Origin of the sequence: Xanthobacter oligotrophicus (genome assembly GCF_008364685.1) — a bacterium.
GTDB lineage: Bacteria > Pseudomonadota > Alphaproteobacteria > Rhizobiales > Xanthobacteraceae > Xanthobacter > Xanthobacter oligotrophicus.
In genome coordinates, this window is the sequence record NZ_VTTL01000008.1 from 1 (window position 1) to 24,839 (window position 24,839).

18 protein-coding genes and 1 tRNA gene are annotated in these 24,839 nt (G+C 67.5%); 4 read left to right on the plus strand and 15 right to left on the minus strand.

Annotated elements, in window-relative coordinates; genetic code table 11:
* On the plus strand, positions 1 to 477 hold a 477-nt coding region (locus FZ033_RS14005), incomplete at its 5' end, for an acyl-CoA dehydrogenase family protein (RefSeq protein ID WP_149576745.1).
* 1 nt (position 478) lies between these two features.
* Positions 479 to 1,333, plus strand: coding sequence for an FAS1-like dehydratase domain-containing protein (locus FZ033_RS14010; protein WP_149576746.1), 855 nt, complete (start codon positions 479 to 481; stop codon positions 1,331 to 1,333).
* A gap of 122 nt (positions 1,334 to 1,455) precedes the next feature.
* On the opposite strand, the gene FZ033_RS14015 is transcribed toward FZ033_RS14010, so the two are convergent.
* The 7 genes from FZ033_RS14015 to FZ033_RS14045 all read right to left on the minus strand — a co-directional run bounded on the left by FZ033_RS14015 (position 1,456) and on the right by FZ033_RS14045 (position 12,738).
* The gene (locus tag FZ033_RS14015) at positions 1,456 to 2,340 is read right to left on the minus strand and encodes a transporter (protein ID WP_149576747.1); all 885 of its coding nucleotides are present in this window, start codon (positions 2,338 to 2,340) and stop codon (positions 1,456 to 1,458) included.
* A gap of 142 nt (positions 2,341 to 2,482) precedes the next feature.
* Positions 2,483 to 3,325, minus strand: coding sequence for a hypothetical protein (locus FZ033_RS14020; protein ID WP_149576748.1), 843 nt, complete (start codon positions 3,323 to 3,325; stop codon positions 2,483 to 2,485).
* Positions 3,322 to 5,598, minus strand: coding sequence for a hydantoinase B/oxoprolinase family protein (locus FZ033_RS14025; protein WP_149576749.1), 2,277 nt, complete (start codon positions 5,596 to 5,598; stop codon positions 3,322 to 3,324). The genes FZ033_RS14020 and FZ033_RS14025 overlap by 4 nt, the downstream gene beginning before the upstream one ends.
* An 83-nt stretch (positions 5,599 to 5,681) precedes the next feature.
* Entirely contained in the window at positions 5,682 to 7,838 is a 2,157-nt protein-coding gene (locus FZ033_RS14030; protein WP_149576750.1) for a hydantoinase/oxoprolinase family protein, read from the minus strand.
* Between the two features lie 103 nt (positions 7,839 to 7,941).
* Positions 7,942 to 8,328 (minus strand): acetone carboxylase subunit gamma, encoded by a 387-nt coding sequence (locus tag FZ033_RS14035; RefSeq protein WP_149576751.1) that lies wholly within the window; start codon positions 8,326 to 8,328, stop codon positions 7,942 to 7,944.
* Between the two features lie 17 nt (positions 8,329 to 8,345).
* Positions 8,346 to 10,277 (minus strand): hydantoinase/oxoprolinase family protein, encoded by a 1,932-nt coding sequence (locus FZ033_RS14040; RefSeq protein ID WP_149576752.1) that lies wholly within the window; start codon positions 10,275 to 10,277, stop codon positions 8,346 to 8,348.
* 421 nt (positions 10,278 to 10,698) lie between these two features.
* The gene (locus FZ033_RS14045; protein WP_149576753.1) at positions 10,699 to 12,738 is read right to left on the minus strand and encodes a sigma-54-dependent Fis family transcriptional regulator; all 2,040 of its coding nucleotides are present in this window, start codon (positions 12,736 to 12,738) and stop codon (positions 10,699 to 10,701) included.
* 495 nt (positions 12,739 to 13,233) lie between these two features.
* Here FZ033_RS14045 and FZ033_RS14050 point away from each other — a divergent pair, with 495 nt between their 5' ends.
* Positions 13,234 to 14,445 carry a CobW family GTP-binding protein gene (locus tag FZ033_RS14050; RefSeq protein ID WP_149576754.1) on the plus strand — a complete coding sequence of 404 codons (1,212 nt, stop codon included), beginning with the start codon at positions 13,234 to 13,236 and terminating at the stop codon, positions 14,443 to 14,445.
* Between the two features lie 51 nt (positions 14,446 to 14,496).
* Here the strand turns inward: FZ033_RS14050 and FZ033_RS14055 are convergent, their stop codons facing one another.
* Positions 14,497 to 15,675 carry an acetyl-CoA acetyltransferase gene (locus tag FZ033_RS14055; protein WP_149576983.1) on the minus strand — a complete coding sequence of 393 codons (1,179 nt, stop codon included), beginning with the start codon at positions 15,673 to 15,675 and terminating at the stop codon, positions 14,497 to 14,499.
* Between the two features lie 325 nt (positions 15,676 to 16,000).
* Here FZ033_RS14055 and FZ033_RS14060 point away from each other — a divergent pair, with 325 nt between their 5' ends.
* Positions 16,001 to 17,035: a zinc-dependent alcohol dehydrogenase family protein gene (locus FZ033_RS14060; protein ID WP_149576755.1), complete on the plus strand. Its 1,035-nt coding sequence runs from the start codon at positions 16,001 to 16,003 to the stop codon at positions 17,033 to 17,035.
* A 286-nt stretch (positions 17,036 to 17,321) separates the two neighbouring features.
* Here the strand turns inward: FZ033_RS14060 and FZ033_RS14065 are convergent.
* From FZ033_RS14065 to FZ033_RS14095, 7 genes are all read right to left on the minus strand, one after another.
* A tRNA-Lys gene (locus FZ033_RS14065) sits at positions 17,322 to 17,397 on the minus strand.
* A 136-nt stretch (positions 17,398 to 17,533) separates the two neighbouring features.
* Entirely contained in the window at positions 17,534 to 19,033 is a 1,500-nt protein-coding gene (locus tag FZ033_RS14070; protein WP_149576756.1) for a tripartite tricarboxylate transporter permease, read from the minus strand.
* 10 nt (positions 19,034 to 19,043) lie between these two features.
* A complete protein-coding gene (locus tag FZ033_RS14075) occupies positions 19,044 to 19,505 on the minus strand; it encodes a tripartite tricarboxylate transporter TctB family protein (RefSeq protein WP_149576757.1) in 462 nt (153 codons plus the stop codon).
* Between the two features lie 190 nt (positions 19,506 to 19,695).
* On the minus strand, positions 19,696 to 20,682 hold the full coding sequence (locus tag FZ033_RS14080; RefSeq protein ID WP_149576758.1) for a tripartite tricarboxylate transporter substrate-binding protein: 987 nt from the start codon (positions 20,680 to 20,682) through the stop codon (positions 19,696 to 19,698).
* Between the two features lie 385 nt (positions 20,683 to 21,067).
* The gene (locus tag FZ033_RS14085) at positions 21,068 to 22,651 is read right to left on the minus strand and encodes a 2-isopropylmalate synthase (RefSeq protein WP_149576759.1); all 1,584 of its coding nucleotides are present in this window, start codon (positions 22,649 to 22,651) and stop codon (positions 21,068 to 21,070) included.
* 340 nt (positions 22,652 to 22,991) lie between these two features.
* On the minus strand, positions 22,992 to 23,735 hold the full coding sequence (locus FZ033_RS14090; RefSeq protein ID WP_232847483.1) for an NUDIX hydrolase: 744 nt from the start codon (positions 23,733 to 23,735) through the stop codon (positions 22,992 to 22,994).
* Positions 23,732 to 24,826 carry an alkene reductase gene (locus FZ033_RS14095; RefSeq protein ID WP_149576760.1) on the minus strand — a complete coding sequence of 365 codons (1,095 nt, stop codon included), beginning with the start codon at positions 24,824 to 24,826 and terminating at the stop codon, positions 23,732 to 23,734. Before FZ033_RS14095 ends, FZ033_RS14090 begins: the two co-directional genes overlap by 4 nt.
* Between the last annotated feature and the right edge of the window lie 13 nt (positions 24,827 to 24,839).

Consider the following 24,839-nt stretch of genomic DNA (forward strand, 5'->3'; position numbering starts at 1 on the left):
GAGGAGGGCCAGGGCTTCAAATATATCCTCACCGGCCTCAATGCCGAGCGCACGCTGATCGCGGCCGAGTGCATCGGCGACGGCTACTGGTTCATCGACAAGGTTTCCGCCTACGCCCGCGAGCGCGTGGTGTTCGGCCGGCCCATCGGCCAGAACCAGGGGGTGCAATTCCCCATCGCGGAAAGCTTCATCGAGGTGGAGGCGGCGAACCTCATGCGCTTCGAGGCCTGCCGGCTCTATGATGCCCACCAGCCCTGCGGGACCCAGGCCAACATGGCGAAATACCTCGCCGCCAAGGCCTCCTGGGAAGCCGCCAACGCCTGCCTCCAGTTCCATGGCGGCTTCGGCTTCGCCTGCGAGTACGACGTGGAGCGCAAGTTCCGCGAGACGCGGCTCTACCAGGTGGCCCCGATCTCCACCAATCTCATCCTGAGCTATGTGGCCGAGCACGTGCTCGGCCTGCCGAGGTCCTTCTGACATGACCGGGACACCCGAACTGGACATCGACCACCTGCGGACCTGGATCGCCCGCGAGGATATCGGCACCGAGGCGGTGGACCCGGCGCTGGTTCGCCGCTTCCGCGCCACCTTCGGCGAAGAGCCCGGAAACCCGGCGGACGGTGAGGTGGCGCCGCGGCTGCTGCACTGGTGCCTCGCCCAGCCGACGGTTCCCTCCCACGGGCTCGGTCCGGACGGCCACCCGGCGCGCGGCGGCTTCCTGCCGCCGGTGCCGCTGCCCCGACGCATGTGGGCGGGCGGGCGCTTCGCGTTCATCGACGACCTAAGGGTCGGCGATACCATGCGCCGGGTGTCGCGGGTCGAAGACCTGTCCGTGAAGGAGGGCCGCACCGGCACGTTGTGCTTCGTGACGGTGAAGCACGAGATCGAGGCCGGCGGTCGGACGGTGCTGACCGAGATCCAGGACATCGTCTATCGCGGCCTCGATGCCGGCGACGCGCCGAAGAAGGCACCCACGCCTGCGGCCGAAGGACGGCACCGGCGCCAGATCGTGCCCTCGGCACCCTTGCTGTTCCGCTATTCGGCGCTGACCTTCAACGGCCACCGCATCCACTACGATCACCCCTATGTCACCCAGGTGGAGGGCTATCCCGGCCTGGTGGTGCATGGCCCGCTCCTGGCGACGCAGCTCTACCGCTATGCGGCGGAGCTGGGCGGCCGCCCCCCGGCCCGGTTCTCCTTCCGCGGCCTGTCGCCCCTCTTCGACAATGCCCCCTACGTCCTCCATGCGGAGGACGGGCCGAACGGGACGCTGAAGCTGTGGACGGCCACCAACGGCGGCCCGGTGGCAATGGCCGCAGAGGCGCAGTGGTAGTGCGCGATCCGGGAGGCTCCAAAGTCTGCGGATCCAAGTCTGCGGATCCAAGTCTGTGGCTCCAAGTCTGCGGCAAACCTCCTGCGGACCATCGCCCCGAACAGGGCGATGGTCCCCCGAGCCTAAAAGACCTGAAGCAGGCGAACCGTGCCGCGGAACGCTTCGGGAAAGCCCCCCGAGGTGGCGACATCGCGCTGGACCAGCCCCAGCACCTGGAACGTCGGCGTGATGAACTTGGACAGCTCGAACCGCACCTGCGAGCGCTCGGTCTCATTCCCGGTGGGCACCCCGGCCAGATATTCGGTACCGCCCCAGAACTGGGAATAGCCGACCGCGGCCGACCAGGTGGGAGCAAAGGCGTAGGAGAGCCACGCCTGGAGCTGATAGGTGGGGTCTTGCGACAGGGTCTGCGTGCCGTTGCCCGCCCTCCCATTATCGCCATACCAGATGGCGTCGCCGGTGAGCTGGAGCGCGACGCCGTTGGTGAGGCCCTGGTACCAGCCGGCCTGCAGGTCCAGCTTCCAGCGGTTCTCGCCCAGGTTCAGCACGTCACCTGCGCTGTATTGGCCAACGGGCAGGAACAGATACGGCATGATGCCGATATAGGTCTGCGTCGCCTTGTTGTTCACCACCCAGACCGTGGTCGCGAGGATGGGATCGCCGAGGCCGGCGGCGGCCTCGAACGGGGCGCCACCGAGCCGGCCGTTGTAGAGCGTGCCGGCCGGGATGAGCACCTGCGGCGCCACCGTGAAGCCGCCGATGTCGAAGTAATGCACGTAGCGCAGGATGTTGACGTAAGAATCAAGACCGGTGCCGTTGGAGATGGTCTGTCCCGAGGCGCTCACATATTCGTCGCGGGTCGCATACTGGCTGTAGAAAACCAGCAGGTTGGTGCCGGCGGGCGCAGGCAGGTAGTCGCCGGAATTCACGTCGGCAGCCCAGGCCGGAGAGCCGGCGAGCATGGCGCAGAAGACGGCGAGGACGATGTCCTTGAACGAACGGATCATGTTTCCTCCGGAATGATTTTTGGGTGATGGGCGGCCTTGGCGCGCCGCGCTGGTCCGCGCGCCCCGCAGGCGCACGGACATGGAGCCTCCTGCCCCGGCCGGGCGTGGGCCACGGTCCGGGGTCGCTGGCGGACGGGGTGGCTCAGGCCCGGAGCCGGGCGAGCTGTTGGAGCACGGTTTCCGGCTCTGCCCCCTCGGGGATCTCGGCGAAGTAGAACTGGCCGCCACCGAGCGCGGCGAGCGGCCCGCCGCTCCACAGGTCCCGGCTCACGTCGAGGCCGAGGGCGAAGTCCCCACCCTCGACCGGCTCGGTGCTGATGAGGGTGTCGAGCTCGTGGGTGGCGCCCCCGTCACGCCCGCGCAAGGCCAGGCCCCAGCGATAATGCCGGGCGACGTTCACCAGTGGCCGGCTCGCGTCCATGTCGCCGTCTTCGGCCGCCTGGTCCTCCTCCAGCAGCAGCCCGCCGATGGGAAGGGCCGAGACCACGCGCACGAGGTCCGCCATGTACATGGCGGCACTCTCGACCATGTCGGCGTCGATCGGGACACCCTCCCGCCCGGCGAAGGCGGCGGCCTCGGCGAGCCAGCGCCGGGGGGCGGGCGCGGCGAGCACCAGCGGCGCCTGCCCGCGCAGGCTCGCCGCCACTGCCTCCACCACCTCCGCCAGCAGCCGGCGGGGGCCTTCCTCCTCCAGCATGCGCTTGAGGGGGAAGGCGGCGCGGGATTTCGCCGCCATCTGCGTCTTCAGGGCAGGATGCCGCCCCACCCAGGAGCGGTAGAGATCACCCACGTCCACCACGCCCACGTCCGGCCGCAGCAGGCCATGGGCCTGGGTGAAGAAGGAGAGATAGCGCGGCGCGCTCTCCCAAGGGTCACCCTCCTCCCCGAGCAGAAGGCGCCGGGCATAGCCCGACGACTTCAGCCAGACCCTGAGCCCGGGCGCGCCGGACGGACGCGGCAGGGCATCCACGAGCCGTGGGCTCATTGCTTCTCGCCCCCCATGGCGCCGACGGCGGCAAGACGGGCCTCAAGCTCGGCGATGCGCACATCCTTGGGATGCGGCATGTAGTTGGGGCGCGGGGTTTCAGCTTCGCGGGTCTTTTCGGGGCTGCCCATGTAGAGGGTTTGGACATCATCGCCCCACGCGCCGAAATACTGCAGGTGGGTCGGCGGCGTGGGCTTGCTCCAGTGCTTCACGAACTCCGAATAGGGCTTGGAGCGTGCGATGCGCGCCTTGCGCTCGGCGGCGCGCGCCTCTTCGGTCGCCGTCTCGTCGATGGCGAGGGTCTCTGGGTCGAATGCCACCTTGTAAGTGCGGGCGGCCACCGCGGGGGAGATGAGGCCCTCCTCGATGTCCTTGATGACACCCCTGGGGTCGCGCTCCAGCAGATCGCCGTAGCCGGCACCGGCCCCCTGCGAGATCATGAACAGCTCGCCGCGCTTCGAGATTTCAAAGCCCATGCCCATGTGGTGGGTGGTGTAGCTGGCGCCCTCGAAGGGCTGCTCGTTCATGATCTCCTCGATGGAGTGCTTGAACTTCTCCGGCGTGTTGAGCAGCACGTCATAGACATCCACACCCTTCACCTTGGACAGCGGATAGCAGCCGCAGGCATAGCCGCCGAACAGGCCCTGGAGCGGCGGAATCTTGGCGCCCTGACACACGGTCATGAAGCCCCATTGCTCACTGTCCTTGGTGGCCACCATCATGGTGTAGCCCTGGCCACCGCGATACTTACCGGGAGCGATGGCGTCCCGCGTCATCTTCTTGGACACCAGCTGGAGGAAGGGCACCTCCTCCTCGTTCAGCTCCTGCTCGCCGATGTCGGCCATGGTGGCGAAGATGGGGGCGAGGGCATGCTCGCCGTCCCGGTCCACGGTGGCGCCGGCGCCCATGCCGTTGAGGTCGGCGCAAAGGTTGCCGAGGGTCTCGCCGTGCTGGGACACACCGCCCCACACGAAGGTATTGATCATGTTGAAGGTGGGCGCGTGCACCTTGGTGAACTTCTCGGGGCAGGAATAGAGGAACTTCGCCACCGCATGCTGGCCCGCCGTAAAGCCCGTGAAGATGGACATCAGGCTCTGCGAATTGGGCGCGTCATAGGAGCAGTTGACGATGGAATGGGGGTCAGTGATGACCTCGATGGGGGCGAAGGCCGCCTGGCCGCGCGGCAGGTCCGGCCACACGTAGCACAGGAACACCTGCGCCAGCATGCCCTTGAGACCGGCGACGATGGTATTGGTGGCGCGGTTGGTGAATTCCGGCGCGGAGCCGCGGAAATCGAAGATCAGCCGGTCGCCCGTCTTGGTGAGCTTGCAGTTGATCTTCACCACGCAATTCTCGCGCAGGGTCGAATCCTGGATGATGTAGGTGCGCACCGTCATGTCCGGCCACTCGGAAATGCGGCGCTTCACCTCGGCGCGGACGTTCTCCATGGTGAGGCGCAGGGTGGAGACGAGGGCCTCCGGGCCGTCGGTGTTCAGCGTCTCCTCGATGCGCTGCTTGATGCGCAGGCAGGCGAACAGCTTCACCTTCATGTCTTCATATTGCAGCTTGGGCTCGCGCACCGAATTCTGCAGGAAGGTGAGGATATCGCGCTTGATCTGGTAGTTTTCAACCACCTTGAAGGGCGACATCTTGAGCCCTTCGTCCGAGGGGCTTTCCGCCATGGAAGGCATGCCGCCCGGCTCGATGGCGCCGTTCTCGCCCTCGTGCACGGTGGAGGCCACCCAGCACACGAGCTTGCCCTGGTGGAAGATGGGCAGGATCATCGACTGGTCGGTGTTGTGGACGTTGCCGTAGCGGCTGTCGTTGTGGATGAAGCCGTCGCCCTCGCGCACCCCGACGGTGGGGTCGTTGATCCAGTTCTTGATGATGAACTTGATGGGGTGGTGCACCAGCGCCGAAAAGATCAGCACGCCGCCGGCGGACGCAATGGCAAGGTCACCGGAGGCCGAATACACGCCGGTGATCACGTCGCCCCACTTGGCGCCGGGGGCGGCGCCCATCTGCTCCACCATCTCGTAGCCTTCGTCGCAGCCGGCCTGGATGCGATCGCGGATCTTGGCGATGATGTGGCTGTCGGCCACCTTGGCCACGGCCTCTTCCTCGTCCGCCGAACGCGGCATGAGGTCGTGGTTCTGCATGATCTCGGGGTCGGGGCCGAGGAACAAGGTGGTGTCGTTCAGGAACTTCCTGACCAGGGCGGCCTCTTCGGCGCTGGGCAGCTTGCCACGGCCGGCGATGCTCATGTCGTTCATGGATTTATCCTCCCGGATTATCTCAGGTGATCGCAGCGCCAAAAGGCGTGCTCTCCCCGCGCGGGGCGGGGAGAGAAATGGCGTCAGTGCGTGGTGGCGGGGACCTTGGCGCGCAGGAACCAGGAGGCGCCCTGCTTCGCCGCCACGAAGCTCCAGCCCGGATTGACCAGGAAGGTGGTCACCTCCGAGGCGATGATGGCCGGCCCCTCGATCTGGACACCTGGACCGATGTCGGCGCGGCTCCACACCGGCGTCTCCAGCGGGCCGTCCTGGCCCACGAAGTGGCACACGCGGCTCGCCGCGGGCGGCGGCGGCGCCTTGCGCTCACGCTCCGGCACCGGCTTGATGTCGTCGAACTGCACGGTCTCGTGCTGGACATAGGCGGCGATGCGGATGGTATTGATGCGGATGCCCGCCTCCGGCGCCTGCGAGCCCTCGCCGAAGCGCTTGCCGTAGTCCGCCGAGAATTGGGAGATGATGGCGAGCACGTCCGCCGGGCCGTCCACCGCGTGCTTCTCGATCACCGCCGTGGTCTGCACCAGCTGGTTGCCGTAGCGCATGTCCAGTTCGAGGTTGTGGCGGATGTCGGCGGGCGGAACGCCCTGGCGCAGCAGGTCCTGGGTGCCGCGCTCCTTCAGGTCGGCGACGATGGCGTTGAAGCGGTCATAGTCGTCGAACAGGGCGCGGGTGTTGCTGTCGTACAGCACCATGTAGAGCGACTGCTCATGGATATGGAGCTGGTGCATGTTGCCGGCGCCAACCGCCGAGAACACCGAGGAGAGCGGCGGGGCCAGGATGCGGTCGATGTTGAGGTTCTGGGCGATGCCGCAGCAGTGCAGCGGGCCGTTGCCGCCATAGGCGAGCATGGTGAAGTCCTTGGGGTCGTAGCCCCGGGCGCGCAGCTCGGTGAACAGGCCGTTGGCCATGTTGTCGTCCACCTTCTCGCGGATCAGCAGCGCCGCCTCGATCACCGAGCAATCAAGCTCGTCGCACAGGGTATCCTCGATGGCCGACCTCGCCCGGCGCGGGTTGAGCGGAATGGAGCCGCCCGCATAGTTCGACGGGTCGAGATAGCCGAGCAAAAGGTCGGCGTCGGTCACGGTGGGCCGCATGCCGCCCCGATCGTAGCAGGCGGGGCCGGGGTCGGAGCCGGCGCTCTCGGGCCCGCACTTCACGGTCTTGTACATGCGGTCATAGGAGGCAATGGAGCCCCCGCCGGCGCCCAGCGTCACCAGATGCACCATGGGCACCGAGACCAGCCAGCGGTCGATGACGGGGTTGAAGTCATAGTGCTTCACGCCGCCGTCCACCACGATGCCGATGTCGTAGCTGGTGCCGCCCATGTCGGTGGCCACCACATTGCCGAGCCCGGTGAGCATGGCGAGATGCTCGGAGGCGCCAATGCCGGAGACCGGGCCGGAATGGATGGTCTGCAACGCGTCGGTGGAGTTGAGCTGCGCCATGCCGCCGGAATTGTGGATCACCAGCATGGGCTTGTCGTAGCGATGGGCCCGCAGGTTCTGCTCCAGCGCCGAGAGCGCGTGGTACATGGTGGAGTGCAGGTAGCCGTCCACGATGGCCGAGGTGGCGCGGACATACTCGCCTTTGCGCCCCGCCACCTGGTGGGACAGGATGACCGGGATGGCGCCGAGCAGGTGGGAGGGATACTCCTCGAGGATGATCTCCTCGATGCGCTGCTCGTGCGCGGGGTTCACCACGGCGTTCACCAGCGCCACCACGATGATCTGGGCGCCGCGGTTCACCAACTCACGGATCTGGGTGCGCACGTCCTCCTCGTCGAGGGGCATGACGCGCTTGCCCTGGAAATCGAGCCGCTCGCGCACGCCACGGATCATGTGCGCCTCCACCAGCGGATCCGGGCGCTTGGCGTTGGGCATGTCCTGCTGGCCGAGATTGTCCAGCCCCTCGCCATAGCCGCGGGCGCGGCTGAGCGGCACGGTGGCCTCGTAGCCGGCGGTCACCAGCATGCCGATCCGGGGGCCCTTGTGCTCGATGAGCGCGTTGGTGCCGAGGGTGGTGGCATAGCGCACGCTGTCCACGGCGCTGAGGATCTCTTCAAGCTGGAGCCCCAGCACGTTGCAGGCCTTGCCGAGGGCCTCGTTGAAACCCATGGCGAGGTTGTGGTGGGTGGTGAGGGCCTTGGCCTCGATATACTGCTGGTCCCAGACCACGAAGCAGTCGGTGAAGGTACCACCGATGTCCACGGAGACGCGTTTCATGTGTCCTCCCTGAGGATGCTGGCGGGCGCGTTGCGCCGCATTCGTTTTGCTGTGGGGAGGTGCCGCCGCTCTCCGCGCGGGGATGGGCGGCACCGTCGGGGTTTCAGTGTCCGTGGCCGTCGTCACGCACCACGGCCGGGCCGGCATAGGGTGCCGCCGCCTCGCCGCGGGCGGCCCATTGGGCCTTGAGCGCATCGAGATCGACTTCCATGTCGTGGAGCGGCGGGTGGCCGGGCACGGCATATTCGGTCTCGACCTGGGTGCCGCAGCTGGGGCAGCAATATTCGAGGATGCGCACCCATTCCGGGTCGGGACTGAAAGTGAAGCGATACTTGTCCGGATCGAGGATCGGCGGATGGATCTCGCGCGGGTCACGATCGTGGACCAGAAGGCCTTCTTTGTAGTTGCCCCGGGCCGGCGCGATCTCGTGATCGCACACGCGGCATTCCCACCTCTCCGACTTCAGGTCGATGCGGAGATATTCGGTCATGGCGACTTTCATTTTCTTCAATCCTCCCGGCTCAGCAGGATGTCGCCCGCGTCGCTGATGACGAACTGCCAGTTTTCGGGGACCCGGCAGGTGAAATAGTCTTCCTCGAGGATGGCGGGGCCGGACGCGAAGTCGCCATCCGAGAGGTCGGCGAGGCGGTAGACCGGCACGTCGATGCGCCCGCGATCGCGGATCAGCACGTTGCGCTTGCCATGAGCTGCGGCCGACGAACGGGGAGCGAAGCGGGCCGACCGTTCCGCGCCTTCGCGTAGGCTGCGGACCGCCTTCAGCTCCACCTCCACCGAGCGGGCTCCCGCGAAGGAGGCAGGAACCTCCAACTGGTCACCCAGCACGTGGACCAGCGTGCGTCCGTCACCGAAGTCGGCGACGAGGCGTGCATCGAGCGTGTAGGTGCCTTCGGCGCAGCCTTCCGCGAACATGTCGCGCGACGCCTTCACCTTCAGCGCCGCGATGGTGCCGGAAAGCTCGGCGGGATCGCTCAGCGTCACCGCATAGCGCTGGGAGACATCGCAGGAGCCGATGCCGTAGGCCGAGAACACCGCCGCCATCTGCGGGATCGCCACCCGGCGAATGCCCGCCTTCTCGGCGACGCCGCAGGCGTTGAGGGGGCCGGCGCCGCCAAAGGCGAGCATCACCGTCTCATCGGAGATCTTGGTGAAGCGGTGAAGCTCCGCCGCGATCTTCTCCTCATAGGCGAATTCCATGCGCAGCAGCGCATCGTCGAGGCCGAGCCCCAGCGGGGTGGCAACGCTGGCGGTCACCGCCGCCGCCGCGCGGTCCGCGTCGAGCCCCATGCCGCCGCCGAAATAGGAGGTGGGATCGAACAGGCCGATGAGCAGGCTGGCGTCTGTGATGGTGGCCTCGCGCCCGCCGCGCCCGAAGCAGGCCGGCCCCGGCACCGCGCCCACGCTCTCGGGTCCGATCACGACGCGCCCGTCCACCACCTTGAAGATGGAGGAGCCGCCCGCCCCCGCGCTCAGGATTTCGCACAGGGGGAAGGAGACCGAGATGCCTTCCACGTGGCCGCGCCGCACCTCGGCCACGGTGCCATCGATGTACTGGCCGATATCCGTGGTGGTGCCGCCCACGTCGATGGAGACGGTGTCGGCGAAGCCGTAGCGGCGCGAGAACGACTTCACGCCCTCCATGCCGCCGCGCGGGCCGGACGAATAGGTCTTGATGGCGATGGTCTTGGCCACGCGCGAGGCGTCGCCGTCATTGCGGAAGATGAGCAGCGGGTTCTTGGTGCGATAGGCCCGCAGCCGGTTCTCCGCATTGTAGAGGAACGCCTCCATGGAGGGGTGGAGGAACGAGTTGATGAGCGCCGTCCAGGTGCGCCGCTCGCCGTCCGGGTCGGTGGTGAGGTCGGAGCCGTAGAGGATCGGCACGGCGCCGAGCAGGTGGCGCGGATACTTGCGCAGGGCGACAAGGCGGAAGTCGTTCTCCAGCGCCTGGAAATCGGCGCCGCCGAAGCTCACCACCAGGCGGTTGGCGCCGGCAGCGGTGAGGGTGTTGATGGCCTTCGCCACCTCCACGTCCGCCTCGGCGCCGCTGATGGTGGTGGCATCGAGGAAGGCGATCCGGTCGCCCACCAGGGCCTCGAACACATCCGGGTCGTGGGCCGCGAGGCGGCTCGGCAGGTCGTGCGCGGACGCATCGAGGATGAGGCCGAGCCGCGGGCCCTTGCGCTCGCAGATCGCATTGGTGCCCTGGGTGGTGGAATAGCGGATGAGGTCCACCTCCTCCAGCAGCCGCTTCACATCCGGAGCGCCGTAGAGCACGCCGGAAGCCTTGGTCAGGCCCTCGAAGAAGCATTTGCTGAGATCATACGGCGTGGTGAGGACCTTGGTCTTTCTCACCGCGTCGTCTGACAGAATACAGATGTCCGTCAGCGTGCCGCCGTTGTCGATGTTGATCTGCAGGGACATACGCTCTTTCTCCTCCCACTTCTTCTCCGGCTGCGGCTACGTGCGTCGGCAGGCCTGGAGCGCGGCAGCGCTCGCGGCCAGGTCGACACACGGTCCGCAAGGCTCCCGAACCGGATCGCAAGGGCCGTGCCAAGAGGAGGAAGGCAGGCGGCGTCTCGACTATTGTTTATTTGCGCTGGTTTTTGATGCCTGCGCTTTATCTGGAGATAAAGGCATCGACGTCTTTGCGAACGCCTGTTCGAAAATCGGTCTTTATTGTGCGACGCGATGAATGCGGGGCGTGCGCCGCACCATGCCCGCGCATACAAAAAAACACCGCCGATCGAGACCGGCGGTGTGGAGGAAGCTTTCGGGAGGGATGCGAAAGCCGACGCTCTCAAGCAATCGGCGTGCCGGACAGGCGGAAGCTATGCACAGGCGCCTAGATCTGGACCCGCCGCGTCTCGCCCACCGCGCCTTCGAGGCCGAAGCGGCGGAGCTTGGCGTAGACCGTGCTCTTGGCGATCCCCAGATCACGGGCCACCGCAGTCATGTTGCCCTTGTGCGCCTGCATGGCACGCAACAGGGCGAGCCGCTCGGCATTCTCCATGCCGGTGAGGCCGCGCAAAGGCTCCGCCTCGCCAGCCTCGCCGGCCTGGGCGAGCGGGGTCGCGATGCCGCTCGCCGGCGCCGTCCAGATCTCGTCGGGGATGTCGGCTTCGGTCAGTTCCTCCCCCTCGGCGATGAGGAGCATGCCTTCGATGACGTTGCGCAGCTCGCGCACGTTGCCCGGCCACGCATAGGCTTGCAGCACCTCGATCGCACGGGGCGAGAGCCGGCGGGGCGCCAGTCCCTGCCGCCTGGCGAGGTCCTGCACCAGATGCTCGGCGAGGAGCGGGATGTCCGAGGCGCGCTCCCGCAGGGCGGGAATGGAGATGCTGGTGACCGCGACGCGATAGAACAGGTCCATGCGGAACCGCCCCGCTTCCACCTCGCGCCGCAGGTCGCGGTTGGTGGCGGCCACGAGGCGCAGGTTCACCTTGCGCGGGCGCGTTTCGCCGATGCGGTAGACCTCTCCCGATTCCAGGACCCGCAGGAAGTGGGGCTGCAGGTCCTTCGGCATCTCGCCGATCTCGTCGAGGAACAGCGTGCCGCCGTCCGCAGCCTCGATCTTGCCGGTCATGCCGCCGCGGCGCGCGCCGGTGAAGGCGCCTTCCGCATAGCCGAACAGCTCGCTCGTCAGCAGCTCGCGGGAGAAGCCGCCGCAATTGAGCGCCACGAATGCGCCGTCACGCCCGGCGCTGCCGGCGTGCAGGCATTGGGCGAACACGTCCTTGCCCACGCCGGTCTCGCCCAGCAGCAAAACTGGCGCCCGGCTCTTCGCCAGTTGGCGCGCCCGGCCGATGGCATGCCGCAGGCTGGGCGCCTCGCCGACGATCCGCGTGAAGGCATTGTCCCCCGCCTCCGGCTTCGCGGCGGCGTCGAGGCCCGCGGTCCGGGACGGCGTGGCCCGGCGCCCGGGCAGGCGCAGCACGATGCCGAGCCGCTCGCCATCGGTCACCACCGGCTCGAGCCATTCGCGCCGCATCCACGGCGGCAGCTCGTCGGGCAAGACGGCCTGCTTGCGCCAGTTCAGCCGAAGCTGCGAGAGGCCGGCGCCCGTCGCCTCGCCGCGTGTTCGCTGCAGGTCGAGAAGCACGTCGGCGGCGGCGCCGTTGGCCTTCACCGCCCGGCCGCGGCGGTCGAACACGACCACGCCGTCGCTGCTCGCCCCCGAAAGGCGGTCCATGCAGTGGTCGAGAAGGCGCAGGCGGAGGTCCATCTCCTGCTGGGCAAGGCGATTCTCGATGCGCCCGGCCGTCGCCACCACGAGGGCGAGGCTGTGGCGATTGAAGGTGTCCGAAAGCCCGGAGACATCGACCACGCCGAGAATGGTGCCGTCATACGGATCGCGGATGACGTTGGCGGAGCACGACCAGCGCTTGATGCCCGAGCAATAGTGCTCAGCCGAATGGATCTGCACCGGCTGGCCGACCTCGATGGCCGTGCCGATGGCATTGGTGCCGCACGCCTGCTCGCTCCAGCTGGCGCCCGACAGCAGGTGGATGTTCGCCGCCGCGTCCCGCAGCCGCGTGTCCCCCTCCAGGTTGAGGATGACGCCGGCGCCGTCGGTGAGAACCATCACGGTGCCGGTCTCGGCCAGGAACTCCCGCGCCGAGGCCATCACCGGCTGGCTCGCCTCCAGCAGCTCGCGGCAGTCGTCGCGCAGGGAATGCAGCGAGTCCTCGCGCATGGGCGGCGGGGCTTGGTCGCGTTGCGGGTCCACGCTGTTGTTGAGGGAGCGACGCCAGGAATCATCGACGAGCCGGCGCAGCGCGTCGGAGCCGAACTCGTCACCGCCGAGGAATTGCTCCCACGACGTCATCACCTTGTCGTCGTTCTCGGGCACCGAGAACTTTTGTCCGGTCCGTCCGAAAGGCATTTTTGTCCTCCCCCGGCGGGCTCGACGAGCCGGCCGGTGTGCCGCCACCAGGGCAGATCTGCTGTCTGCGTTTTCGTGGGCGGACTTTTATCTTCGGTCTTGTGGTCTTCGGTCTCGTGGTCTTGGGTCTTGTGGTCTTGGGTCTTGTAGCAGCCGCGGTGCGGACCCGCTCCGGCCTACTCCAGCTCCGACCTCCATGTGAAGCGACAACGGCCTGCGCCTCGCCGCTGCAAGGTCATCATGCCTGGGAGTGAGCGTAGCATCGATCGTGCCATGCCGCACGCCCTTCAGATATCGAGACTTCCCGCGTTTCCTCCCCTCCGCGACCTTGCGGAAGGCACGCTGAAGCGTTCGATTTTCGAATACGAAGGCGGCCGGAAATCGAACGCCTTCGGCCCGATCCGGGCGCCATGGGCAGGCTTTGCCCCAGTGGCACGGGCGTTGCTGCGCTCCCGCGACACCCCCGCGCTGCCGGCGCCCGCTTCGAGACCGCCCATGGCCGAACACGATCCCATCGACCCGCGCATCCCCGTCACCGTGCTCACCGGCTTCCTCGGTGCTGGCAAGACGACGCTGCTCAATCGCCTCGTCACCCATCCGGACATGTCCGGCACCGCGCTGCTCATCAACGAATTCGGCGCCGTCGGCATCGACCACCAACTGGTGGAGCAGATCGGCGAGACCATGGTGCTGCTCGAGTCCGGATGCGTATGCTGCACCGTGCGCGGCGATCTCGTGGCGGCGCTCGAAACGCTCCACGACAAGCTGGCGCGGCGGCAGATCCCGGACGTGCGCCGCGTGGTGATCGAGACCACTGGCCTCGCCGATCCCATACCGGTGGTCTGGACCCTGATGGAGCAGCGCTACGTCGCCGCCCGCTTCCGGTGCGACGGGGTCGTCACGCTGGTGGACACCGGCCTTGGCGCCGAGCAACTGGACCGGAACGAGGAGGCGCGCCGCCAGGTGGGCATGGCCGATCGCATCCTCCTCACCAAGGCGGACCTCGCCGACCGCAGCGCCCGCGAGCGGCTCGACGCCCGGCTCAACGTCCTCAATCCGTCGGCCCCGCGCCTCGCCGTGACCCATGGCGAGATCGAGCCCCGGTGCATCCTGGGCGCCGGACTTTATGCGCCGGGCAGCCTGCCGACGGAGGTGGAGCGCTGGGTGGACGAAACGGAAGCCGCCGCCCGCGCCGGCGAGGCACCGCCCTCCGCCCACGAGGCGCAGGCGCTGCCGGTGAGCTTCACCTGCTTCTTCAACCATCAGGTGCCCTGGCGCGGCTTCGCCGTGGCCATGGGAGAGATTCTCGCCAAGTACGGATCGCACCTCCTGCGGGTGAAGGGGCTGATGAACGTGGCCGGCCTCGGCGCACCGGTGGTGGTTCAGTGCGTGGAACACGTCGCCTATCCCCCGGTGCGCCTGCCGCGCTGGCCGAAGGAGGGCACGCGCTTCGACATGCGGGGACGGCTCGTGTTCATCGTTCGCGACCTGCCGGAGGAGGCCATCGACGACATCCGCCGCCGCCTCGCCGACCTTCCCGGCGACACGGCCGCCCTGCGGGCCGCGGCAACCGCGCCCCTGCTGCCGACGCGCTGCTGGCTCAGTGCACGCATGCCGGTGCAGGGCCGCAGCAGCTTCGAGACGGACGGCTGGCACGTCAATTCCCTGAGGCTGGGCGGAGGCCGGCGCGCCGCCGCCCCATCGTGAACCGCCTCGTTGTGAAGGCACGCGGCGGCCCGGCCGCCGCGCGCCCTCGCCTCACTTCACCGGCTCGAGGATGCTCACATAGTTCGCCACCGCAGAACCACCCATGTTGAACACCCCGCCGAGGCTGGCGCCGGGGATCTGCATGTCGCCGGCGGTGCCGGTGAGCTGCATGGCGGACAGGACATGCATGGACACGCCGGTGGCGCCGATAGGATGGCCCTTCGCCTTCAAGCCGCCGGAGACGTTCACCGGGAGACGGCCGCCACGGGCCACCGTTCCGTCCTCCAGCACCCGCGCCCCCTGCCCCTCCGAAGCGAGCCCCATGGCCTCGTAGGCCAGCAGTTCCGCGATGGTGAAGCAGTCGTGGACCTCGGCAAATGAGAGGTCGCCGACCGTGATCCCGGCTTCGGCGAAGGCCGCGGCGAAGGCGCGGCGCGGCCCCTCGAAGCGCACCGGGTCGCGGCGCGACATGGGCAAAAAGTCGTTCACCTGCGCCCGGGCCCGGATGCGCACGGCGCGCCGGGCCTCGCCGATGAGATCGTCGGAGGCGAGCACCACAGCGGCCGCCCCGTCCGAAACGAGCGAGCAGTCGGTCTTGCGCAGCGGTCCGGCTATGATCGGGTTCTTCTCCGAGACGGTATTGCAGAACTCAAGATCGAGCGCCTTGCGCATCTGCGCAAAGGGGTTGGAAACACCGTTGGCGTGGTTCTTCACCGCGATCTTCGCCAGGGCCTGCGCATGGTCGCCATAACGCTCGAAATAGGCGCCGGCGATCTCCCCGAAGATGGACGGGAAGGTCTTGCCGCAGTTCGCCTCCTCCTTGACGTATGAGGCCGAGCCGAGGATGCGCGTCACCTCCTCGCCGGAGATTGCGGTCATCTTCTCGGCGCCCACCACGAGAGCGAGGCGCGCGCGGCCGGACTGGATGGCGTCACAGGCGGCGAAGATGGCGCCGGCCCCGGAGGCACATGCGTTCTCGACCCGTGTCGCCGGCTTCCAGCGCAGGCCCGGCTCGCTGTTCATGGGCAGGGACGAGCAGAAGATCTCCGGCACGAAGCCGCCGTTGAGATTGCCGAGCCAGATGCCGTCCATGCGCTCCGCCGGGAAGCCGGAATGAACCAGCGCTTCGTGGCAGACACCCGCGATGAGCGCCTCCATGTCCATGTGGGCCAGCCGGCCGAAGGGCGAATGGCCCCAGCCGACGATGGATACTGCGTTGCCAAGCTTCATGATGCGTCCTGCCACTGTCGCGTCGTCGTTGCGCCGGCGCTCCTGCACCGTACGTGCCACCGTGAGGCCCCTCGGCGGCCCCTTGGCGGCCCTTGTCGGCCCTTGCCGGCAGAAGTTTGGCCGCCCCCCACGGGAGCGCTCCGAGCGACCGAAATCCGTCCGCAGGAGTAGCAATTGCGGACAGCGAGGCGGCCCCGCCGCGCGGGAAGAGCCCGCGAATGCGCGGCCTTCAGCCGTGGCACCTGTTTTGCCGAGGAGGCGGCGCGGAATGCGGCCGTTGTCCCGCGTGCCGCCAATTGAACGACACTGGAAAGGGAGATCCCTCATGAAGGGTCTGGTCTATCGTGGCCCCGGCAAGAAGGCGCTGGAGGAGGTGCCGCATCCGCGGATCGAGCAACCCACCGACGCCGTGGTGAAGATCCTGCGGACGACCATCTGCGGCAGCGACCTGCACATCTTGAAGGGCGACGTGCCCACCGTGAAGCCCGGCACCGTGCTCGGCCACGAGGGCGTCGGCGTCATCGAGGAGGTTGGCCAGGCGGTCTCGGCCTTCAGGAAAGGGGACCATGTCCTCATCTCCTGCATCTCGTCCTGCGGGCGCTGCGAGTACTGCAAGCGCGGCATGTATTCCCACTGCTCCGTCGCCGGCTGGATGCTCGGCCACACCATCCACGGCACGCAGGCCGAATATGTCCGCATCCCCTTCGCCGACACCTCCCTGCATCGCATCCCCGACGGCATGGACGAGGAAGCCCTCGTCATGCTCAGCGACATCCTGCCCACCGGCTTCGAGTGCGGCGTGCTGAACGGCAAGGTGCAGCCCGGCAGCACGGTGGCCATCGTGGGGGCAGGACCCGTGGGCCTCGCAGCGCTCCTCACCGCGCAATTCTACTCCCCCGCCGAGATCATCATGATCGATCTCGACGACAACCGCCTGGAAGTCGCCCTGACCTTCGGCGCCACGCAGACGGTGAACAGCGGCCGCGAGAATGCGGTCGAGCGGGTCATGGCCCTGACCGGCGGCATCGGCGTGGACACCGCGATCGAGGCAGTGGGCATTCCCGCCACCTTCGTGCTGTGCCAGGACATCGTGGCCCCCGGCGGCACCATCGCCAATGTGGGGGTCCACGGCACCAAGGCCGACCTCCACCTCGAACGCTTGTGGGCTCACAATATCACCCTCACCACCCGGCTGGTGGACACGGTGACGACGCCGATGCTGCTGAAGACGGTGCAGTCGAAGAAGCTCGATCCGCAAAAGCTGATCACCCATCGCTTCGCCCTCGCCGACATCCTCGAAGCCTACGAGACCTTCGAGAAGGCCGCGCAGACCAGAGCCCTGAAAGTGATCATCGGATAGCGCAAAGCGATCAGGCGGAGCGCTTTCAGGCGAAGCGGATTCCGGTTCGCACCAAGCAAACGCGTGAAAACGACAAGCGCGCGGGTTCCGTGAGCCGATGCGGACGGAACCCGCGCGCGACATCGGCCGGATCAGACCGGCGGTTTGCGGATGGACCTTCGGCAGGGCGGATGCGCGCCCCGCCGTGGACCGGCGTGCGCGATGCGGGGGGATCTCCGACCACGGCGAAAACCGCTTCAGTTTCTGAAACTGAAACGGCGAAACCGCATTAAGTCTTTGATTTAAGTGGTGGGCGCACTAGGGCTCGAACCTAGGACCCGCTGATTAAGAGTCAGCTGCTCTACCAACTGAGCTATGCGCCCGTTCCGAAGGTGTGCCCCCGGAAGGAGGCGTTCGTGTACCAAATGCGTTCGGGGCTGGCAAGAGTGGGAGGGGTGGTTTTTCCACAGGCGCGTCGCGCCCGCGCCGGAACCCCGCCCCTCCCCTCGCGATCCCGGCCTATTCCTTGAACGCCTCCTCACGGGTTTTACGCACCGAGGGCAGCAGCACTACCACCAGCGCCGCCGCCGCCAGCGCCAGCAGGATGGCGGAGATGGGCCGCGTCACGAACACCAGCGGATCGCCGCGGGAGATCAGCATGGCGCGCCGCAGATATTCTTCCAGCATGGGGCCGATGACGAAGCCCAGCAGCAGCGGCGCCGGCTCGCAGTCGAGCTTCACCAGCGCGTAGCCGAGCACCCCGAACAGGGCCATGGAATAGACGTCGAACGTATTGTTGTTCACGCTGTACACGCCGATGCAGCAGAACGCGATGATGGCCGGGAACATCACGTGGTACGGCACGGTCAAGAGCCGCACCCACAGGCCGATCAGCGGCAGGTTCAACAGAACCAGCATGAAATTGCCGATCCACATGGAGGCGATGACACCCCAGAACAGGTCCGGCTTCTCGGTGACCACGTTCGGCCCCGGCGTGATGCCCTGGATGATCAGCGCCCCGATCATCAGCGCCATCACCGGATTGGAGGGGATGCCAAGGGTCAGCATGGGGATGAAGGAGGTCTGCGCGCCGGCATTGTTGGCGCTCTCCGGCCCCGCCACGCCCTCGATGGCACCGCGGCCGAACTCCCGCGGGGTCTTCGAGATCTTCTTCTCGATGGAATAGGACGCGAAGGACGAGAGCATGGCCCCGCCGCCCGGCAGGATGCCGAGGAAGGAGCCCAGCGCCGTGCCGCGCAGCACCGGGCCGACGATGCGCTTGAACTCGTCCTTCGTGAGCATCAGGCTCTTCACCTTGGCGGCCACGAGCGAGCGCTGGTGCTCGTCCTCCAGGTTGCGGATGATCTCGCTGATGCCGAACATGCCCATGGCGAGCGCGACGAAGTCGAAGCCGTCGGAGAGTTCCGGCAGATCGAAGGTGAAGCGCGGCGCGCCGGTGTAGATGTCCTGCCCCGACAGGCCCAGCAGCAGGCCGAGCACGATCATGGCGATGGCCTTCACCACCGAGCCGGATGCCAGCGTCACCGAGGCGATGAGGCCCAGCACCATCAGCGAGAAATATTCCGCCGGGCCGAACTTCAGCGCCAGCTCCGCCAGCGGCGGCGCGAACACCGCCAGCAGGAAGGTGGCCACCGTGCCGGCGAAGAAGGATCCCAGCGCGGCGGTGGCGAGTGCCGCCCCGGCCCGGCCCTTCTTCGCCATCTGGTGGCCGTCGATGGCGGTCACCACCGAGGACGATTCCCCCGGCAGGTTGATGAGGATGGCGGTGGTGGAGCCGCCATATTGGGCGCCGTAATAAATGCCCGACAGCATGATGAGCGCCGACACCGGCGGCAGCCCGAAGGTGATAGGCAAGAGCATGGCGATGGTGGCGATGGGGCCGAGGCCCGGCAGCACGCCGATGAGCGTGCCCAGCAGCACCCCTACGAAGCAGTAGAGGACATTCTGCAGCGACAGCGCGACCGAGAAGCCGAGGGCGAGGTTGTCGAAGAGTTCCATGGCCACCCCCTCAATAGCCGCCGAGCCACGGGCCGAGCAGCGGCAGCGGCAGGCCCAGCCCCTTGACGAAGACCGCCCAGGCGAACCCCACCATCGCCGCGGTGATGGCGAGGGCGGTGGCGGGGTGGAACAGGCGGCTCGCCAGCGCCGAGACGAACACCGAAACGGCGAGCGCCGGCAGAAAGCCGAGCGGGCGCACCGCGAAGCCGAAGAAGACGACGGCGAAGGTGATGATAGCGAGCGCCCGCCAGGCGATGCCGCTCGGCTTCTCGCCGGGAAAGCGCAGGCCGTTGACGAGCACGATCAGCCCCAGCAACCCGAGCAGGACGGCAAGTACCAGCGGGAAATAGCCCGGCCCCATGCGCACCGCGGTGCCCATGGGCAGGTCCTGCGTCTGCCAGGCGAACAGCAGCGCGAGGACGATGAACAGAAGGCCCGAAAGGACGTCCCTGGGATTGCGGATGATGTGCATGAGCCCCTCGCGGCGGTGAGGAAGGTGAGGGCGCGGCCGGGCAAGCGGGATCCGGGACGCCGCCGCCCGGAGGAGGCTCCCCCCGGGCGGCACGTTCGGCGGCCCGTTCGGCCGTCTGTTCTTGTTGGGTTTTGGGTGTCGACGCCGGCTTCAACGCGGTGCGCCGGACACCATCCGGCAGATCGACCGATCAGTCGGCGTAGACGCCGGCGGACTGGATGATGGGCTTCCACTTGGCGATCTCGGCGATCACGAAGTCCTTGTGGAAGGCCGCGCTGCGGCGGTCCTTGGGCTCCGGCTCGGTGCCGAGGTCGGCGAAGCGGGCGATCACCTTGGGATCATCCAGTGCCGTGCTGATGGCGGCGTTCAGCTTGTCCACGATGTCCTTCGGCGTGCCCTTGGGCACATAGACACCGTGCCAGACCGCCACCTCGAAGTCCTTCAGCCCGCTTTCCTGCATGGTCGGCACGTCGGGCATGGACTTCACGCGGTCCTTGGTGGTGACGCCATAGGCCTTCACCTTGCCGCCCTTGATCTGGCCGGTGGTGTTGGTTGTCTGGTCGCACATGAGGTCGATCTGGCCGCCCACGAGGTCGTTCATGGCCGGGCCCGTGCCCTGATAGGGCACCGTGGTCATCTGCGCGCCGATGGAGGACATCAGCAGCATGCCGCACAGATGCGAGGCCGAGCCGACGCCGGCATTGCCGTAGGTGACCTTGTCCTTGTTCGCCTTCACGAATTCCACCACCTCGCCCATGGTCTTCGGCGCGAAGCCATTCTTGGCGATGAGCGTCATGGGCACGGCGGTGACGAGGCCCACCGCGTCGAAATCGGTGGCGGGATTATAGGGCAGCTTGCGGTAGAGGCTGGCGGCGGTGGCGTGGCCGATATGGTGGAGCAGCACGGTGTATCCGTCCGGCGCGGCCTTCGCCACCTGGCCCGCGCCGCGGGTGCCGCCGGCGCCGCCCACATTCTCCACGATCACCTGCTGGCCCAGCGACTTCGACATGGATTCGGCCACGAGGCGCGCCACAGTGTCGGTGGGTCCGCCGGCGGCGAAGGGCACCACCATGGTGATGGGGCGGCTGGGATAGGCCTGGGCGCCGGCGACGGTGGCAGTTCCGGTCGAAAGTCCGAGCGCGGCCGCAAAGGCCAGCGCCGCTGACAGGATACGCATGGGGTTTCCTCCTCCAGGGTGTTTCTGACGAACGCCCTTCCCCCTTTTGAAGTTCGCGTAACGGCAACCGTCAAGTCCGAAATGGAGGTAACCTTCCCCTGAGGATGCCGCAGCGGCATTCCGGATGGGATGACAGCCCCCACCCTGCCGCCGGAGAGCGCTGCACAATCTGAACCAATTCATTGAAGCTGATAGATATTTTTGACCACCCCATGCGGCATCGCAATACGTAAATCCGCTCGGCAGGCACCACGCGAATTTCACGACGCCCTTGCCTCGGCCGCGCGCGGCGCACAGGTGATGGAACCGTTCGCGCCATACCGTCGCCCAAAGAAAAAGGCCGCCCAACCGGGCGGCCTTTCGCATTGGAAAAGGCGCGAGGGGATCAGCCCACGGCGCTCTGCGGGTTCATGGTCTGGCGCTTCATGTGCAGCTTGTTGAGCGCGGTGATGTAGGCCTGCGCGGAAGCGACCAGCGTGTCCGGGTCCGCCGCGCGGGCGGTCACGGCCTTGCCGTTCTCTTCCAGCCGCACCGAGACTTCGGCCTGGGCATCGGTGCCCTCGGTGACGGCGTGGACCTGGTAGAGGTCGAGCTTCACCTGGTGGGGCACCAGTGCCTTGATGGCGTTGAAGGTGGCATCCACCGGGCCGTTGCCTTCGGCCTCCTCGGTCTTCACCTGGCCGTCCACCTCCAGCCGCATGGTGGCGCGCTGCGGCCCACGGGTGCCGGCGATGACCGACAGGGAGATGAGCTTGATGCGGTCGTAGGCGGCGGCGATGCCCTGGTCCACCAGCGCCTCGATGTCCTCGTCGTAGACCACCTTCTTGCGGTCGGCGAGGTCCTTGAAGCGGGTGAAGGCATCGTTCAGGGCGTTCTCGCCCAGTTCGTAGCCCATGGTCTTGAGCTTGTCGCGGAAGGCGGCGCGGCCCGAATGCTTGCCCATGACCAGCGAGGTCTTGGAGACACCGACACTCTCCGGCGTCATGATCTCGTAGGTCTGGGTATGCTTCAGCATGCCGTCCTGGTGGATGCCGCTCTCATGGGCGAAGGCGTTCCGGCCAACGATGGCCTTATTGTACTGCACCGGGAACGAGGTCACCGCCGAGACGAGCTTGGAGGCGCGCGTCAGCATCTTGGTGTTGATGCCCGAGCGATAGGGCAACACATCCGAGCGGGTCTCGATGGCCATCACCACTTCTTCGAGCGCCGCATTGCCCGCGCGCTCGCCGATACCGTTGATGGTGCATTCGATCTGCCGCGCGCCGCCAGCGAGGCCGGCCAGCGAATTGGCCACCGCCATGCCGAGGTCGTCGTGGCAATGCACCGAGAAGATGGCCTTGTCCGAGTTCGGCACACGCTCGATCACGGTGCGGAACAGGGCCTGGTACTCGGCCGGGGTGGTGTAGCCCACGGTATCGGGGATGTTGATGGTGGTGGCGCCGGCCTTGATGGCGGCTTCCACGCAGCGGCACAGGAAATCGATCTCGGTGCGGGTGCCGTCCTCGGACGACCACTCCACGTCCTCCACGTGGTTGCGGGCGCGGGTGACGGAAGCCACCACCATCTCCAGCACCTCGTGGGGCTGCTTCTGGAGCTTGTACTTCATGTGCACCGGCGAGGTGGACAGGAAGGTGTGGATGCGCCCGCGGCGGGCGTGCTTCACCGCCTCGGCACAGCGGTCGATGTCGTTGAGGGCGGCGCGGGAGAGGCCGGCGATGGTGGCATTCTTCGTCCGGCGGGCGATCTCCGCCACGCTCTCGAAATCGCCGATGGAGGCGATGGGGAAGCCGGCCTCGATCACGTCCACGCCCATCTCGTCGAGGAGCGCGGCCACTTCCAGCTTCTCCTCGAAGGTCATGGAGGCGCCGGGGCACTGCTCGCCATCGCGCAGGGTGGTGTCGAAGATGATGACGCGGTCGCGGTCGGATACGGGCTTCCCGGAGACGGGGGCAGAGGAAGTGTCGGTCATCGGAACGGTCCTTCTGGCGGTCCGGCGGGGCCCTTCATCGGTCGGGCGCGGTTTTGCCGGATCATAAGCCGAAACGGGCGCCGGGTCTTCAACCCGGCGGCGGCGTATCCCCTGAGTGCCCAGGCAAAGCCCGGCCGGCCCTCAGGGGCGGCTAAGGAGAAGAAGCGCGCGCAGAATCAGAGCGTTGCCCGGAACCTTGATGGTCCGGGGGGCAGAAGCGGCAGTCTTGGTCGCACGGGACGACACGGGGCGCTCTACTCTTCGCTCGATAGATCGGGAGGAAGCTCATACCGGAGGGAGGACGCGGGCGCAAGGGGGTAACGACCGCCGCGCGGCTCGCCTACCCGCGCTCCGCCCAGCGAGCCCGCATATAGTCCACCGCGAACGGCGCCATCTGCGGGGTGATGTCGGCTTCCGAATGCACCACCGCCACGTCGGACAGTTCCGGCTGCTCCTCCCGCGCCAGGAAGGCGCGGATGCGCGCGGCCAGCACGTCCGCCGGGGCGTCGAAGACGAGGCGGCCCAGCAGCGCCACGCGCGGGCCGTCGAACAGGCCGGTGAAGCCTTCGTCGCGGGCGATGTCGGAGGGCAAAAGGCCGGTTTCCTCCTCCAGCTCGCGGAGCATGGAGGCGTGGAGGTCCACCCGGCCGTCGGCGGTGATGTCGGAGGGATCGGGGGTGCCGCCGGGAAAATAGGTGCGCCCGGCCGAGGCCGTGGTCGGCCCCATCACGCCCAGGATGAAACCGCCGTCCGCGCCCTCGATGGCCGCGAGCGCGAAGGCGTTGACCATGCCGAGGTCGCGCCAGCCCTCATCGCGCCAGAAGGTGAAGGCGGCAAAATCCGTGTGCCGGAAACCGCCGGAGAGCACACCGTCGGCAAAGGCATAATCACGCAGCAGCAATATGGGGCCGTTCCACAAATGCGGATTGTCCGCCGCCCTTTTGGCGAAATGGGCGTCTACCTCCGCGCGGCGGGTCTCCAGCTCGGGCCAGCCGCCCGGCTCTGCGCGGAACTCAAGGCGATGGACCGGCGCGATGCGCCGGTCCACGTTCCATTTGAAACCCCAGCCGCCGTCGGCTGTCACGCCGCGGCGTCCGCGAGGGTGGGGTAGTCGGTATAGCCCTTGGCGCCGCCGCCGTAGAAGGTGTCGCGGTCGGGCTCGTTCAGCGGGGCGTTGCGGCGCAGGCGCTCCACCAGGTCCGGATTGGCGATGAACGGCTTGCCGAAGGCCACGAGGTCGGCCTTGCCATCGGCGACCGCGCGCTGGGCGAGATCCAGGTCGTAGCCGTTGTTCACGATCCAGGGGCCGGTGAAGCGCTTGCGCAGCTCTTCGAAGGAGAAGCCCGGCGCCACATCGCGCGGGCCGCCGGTGGCACCCTCCACCACATGGACGAAGAGCAGGTGGCGCTTTTCCAGCTGCTCCGCCACGTAGTTGAAGAGGGCCTGCGGGTTGCTGTCGCTGATGCCGTTGGCCGGGGACACGGGCGACAGGCGCAGGCCGGTGCGGTTGGCGCCGATCTCGCCGGCGATGGTGTCCACCACCTCCAGCAGGAAGCGGGCGCGGTTCTCGATGGAGCCGCCGTAGTCGTCGGTGCGCTGGTTGGCGCCGTCCTTCAGGAACTGGTCGATGAGGTAGCCATTGGCGCCGTGGATCTCCACCCCGTCGAAGCCCGCCTTGATGGCGTTGGCGGCGGCGCGGCGATAATCCTCAAGGATGCCGGCGATCTCGGAGCGCTCCAGCGCGCGGGGCTCGGAAGTGTCGGCGAAGCCGTTGTTCACGAAGGTCTTGGTCGCGGCCGGGATGGCGGAGGGCGCCACCGGCGCGCCGCCGTTGGGCTGCAGCGAGGTGTGCGACACCCGGCCCACATGCCAGAGCTGGATGACGATGTGCCCGCCGCGCGCATGCACGGCGTCGGTCACCGCCTTCCAGCCCTCGACCTGAGCGTCGGTATAGATGCCGGGAGTGTCCTGATAGCCCTGGCCCTGCTGGGAGATCTGCGAGGCCTCGGTGATGAGCAGGCCCGCGTCGGCGCGCTGGGCGTAATATTCAGCAGCCAGCGGGCTCGGCACGAAGCCGGCGACGGCGCGATTGCGGGTCAGGGGCGCCATGACGATGCGGTTGGGCAGGATGATGTCGCCGAGGCGGAAGCTGTCGAACAAGGTGGGCGCGCTCATGATGATACCCTCC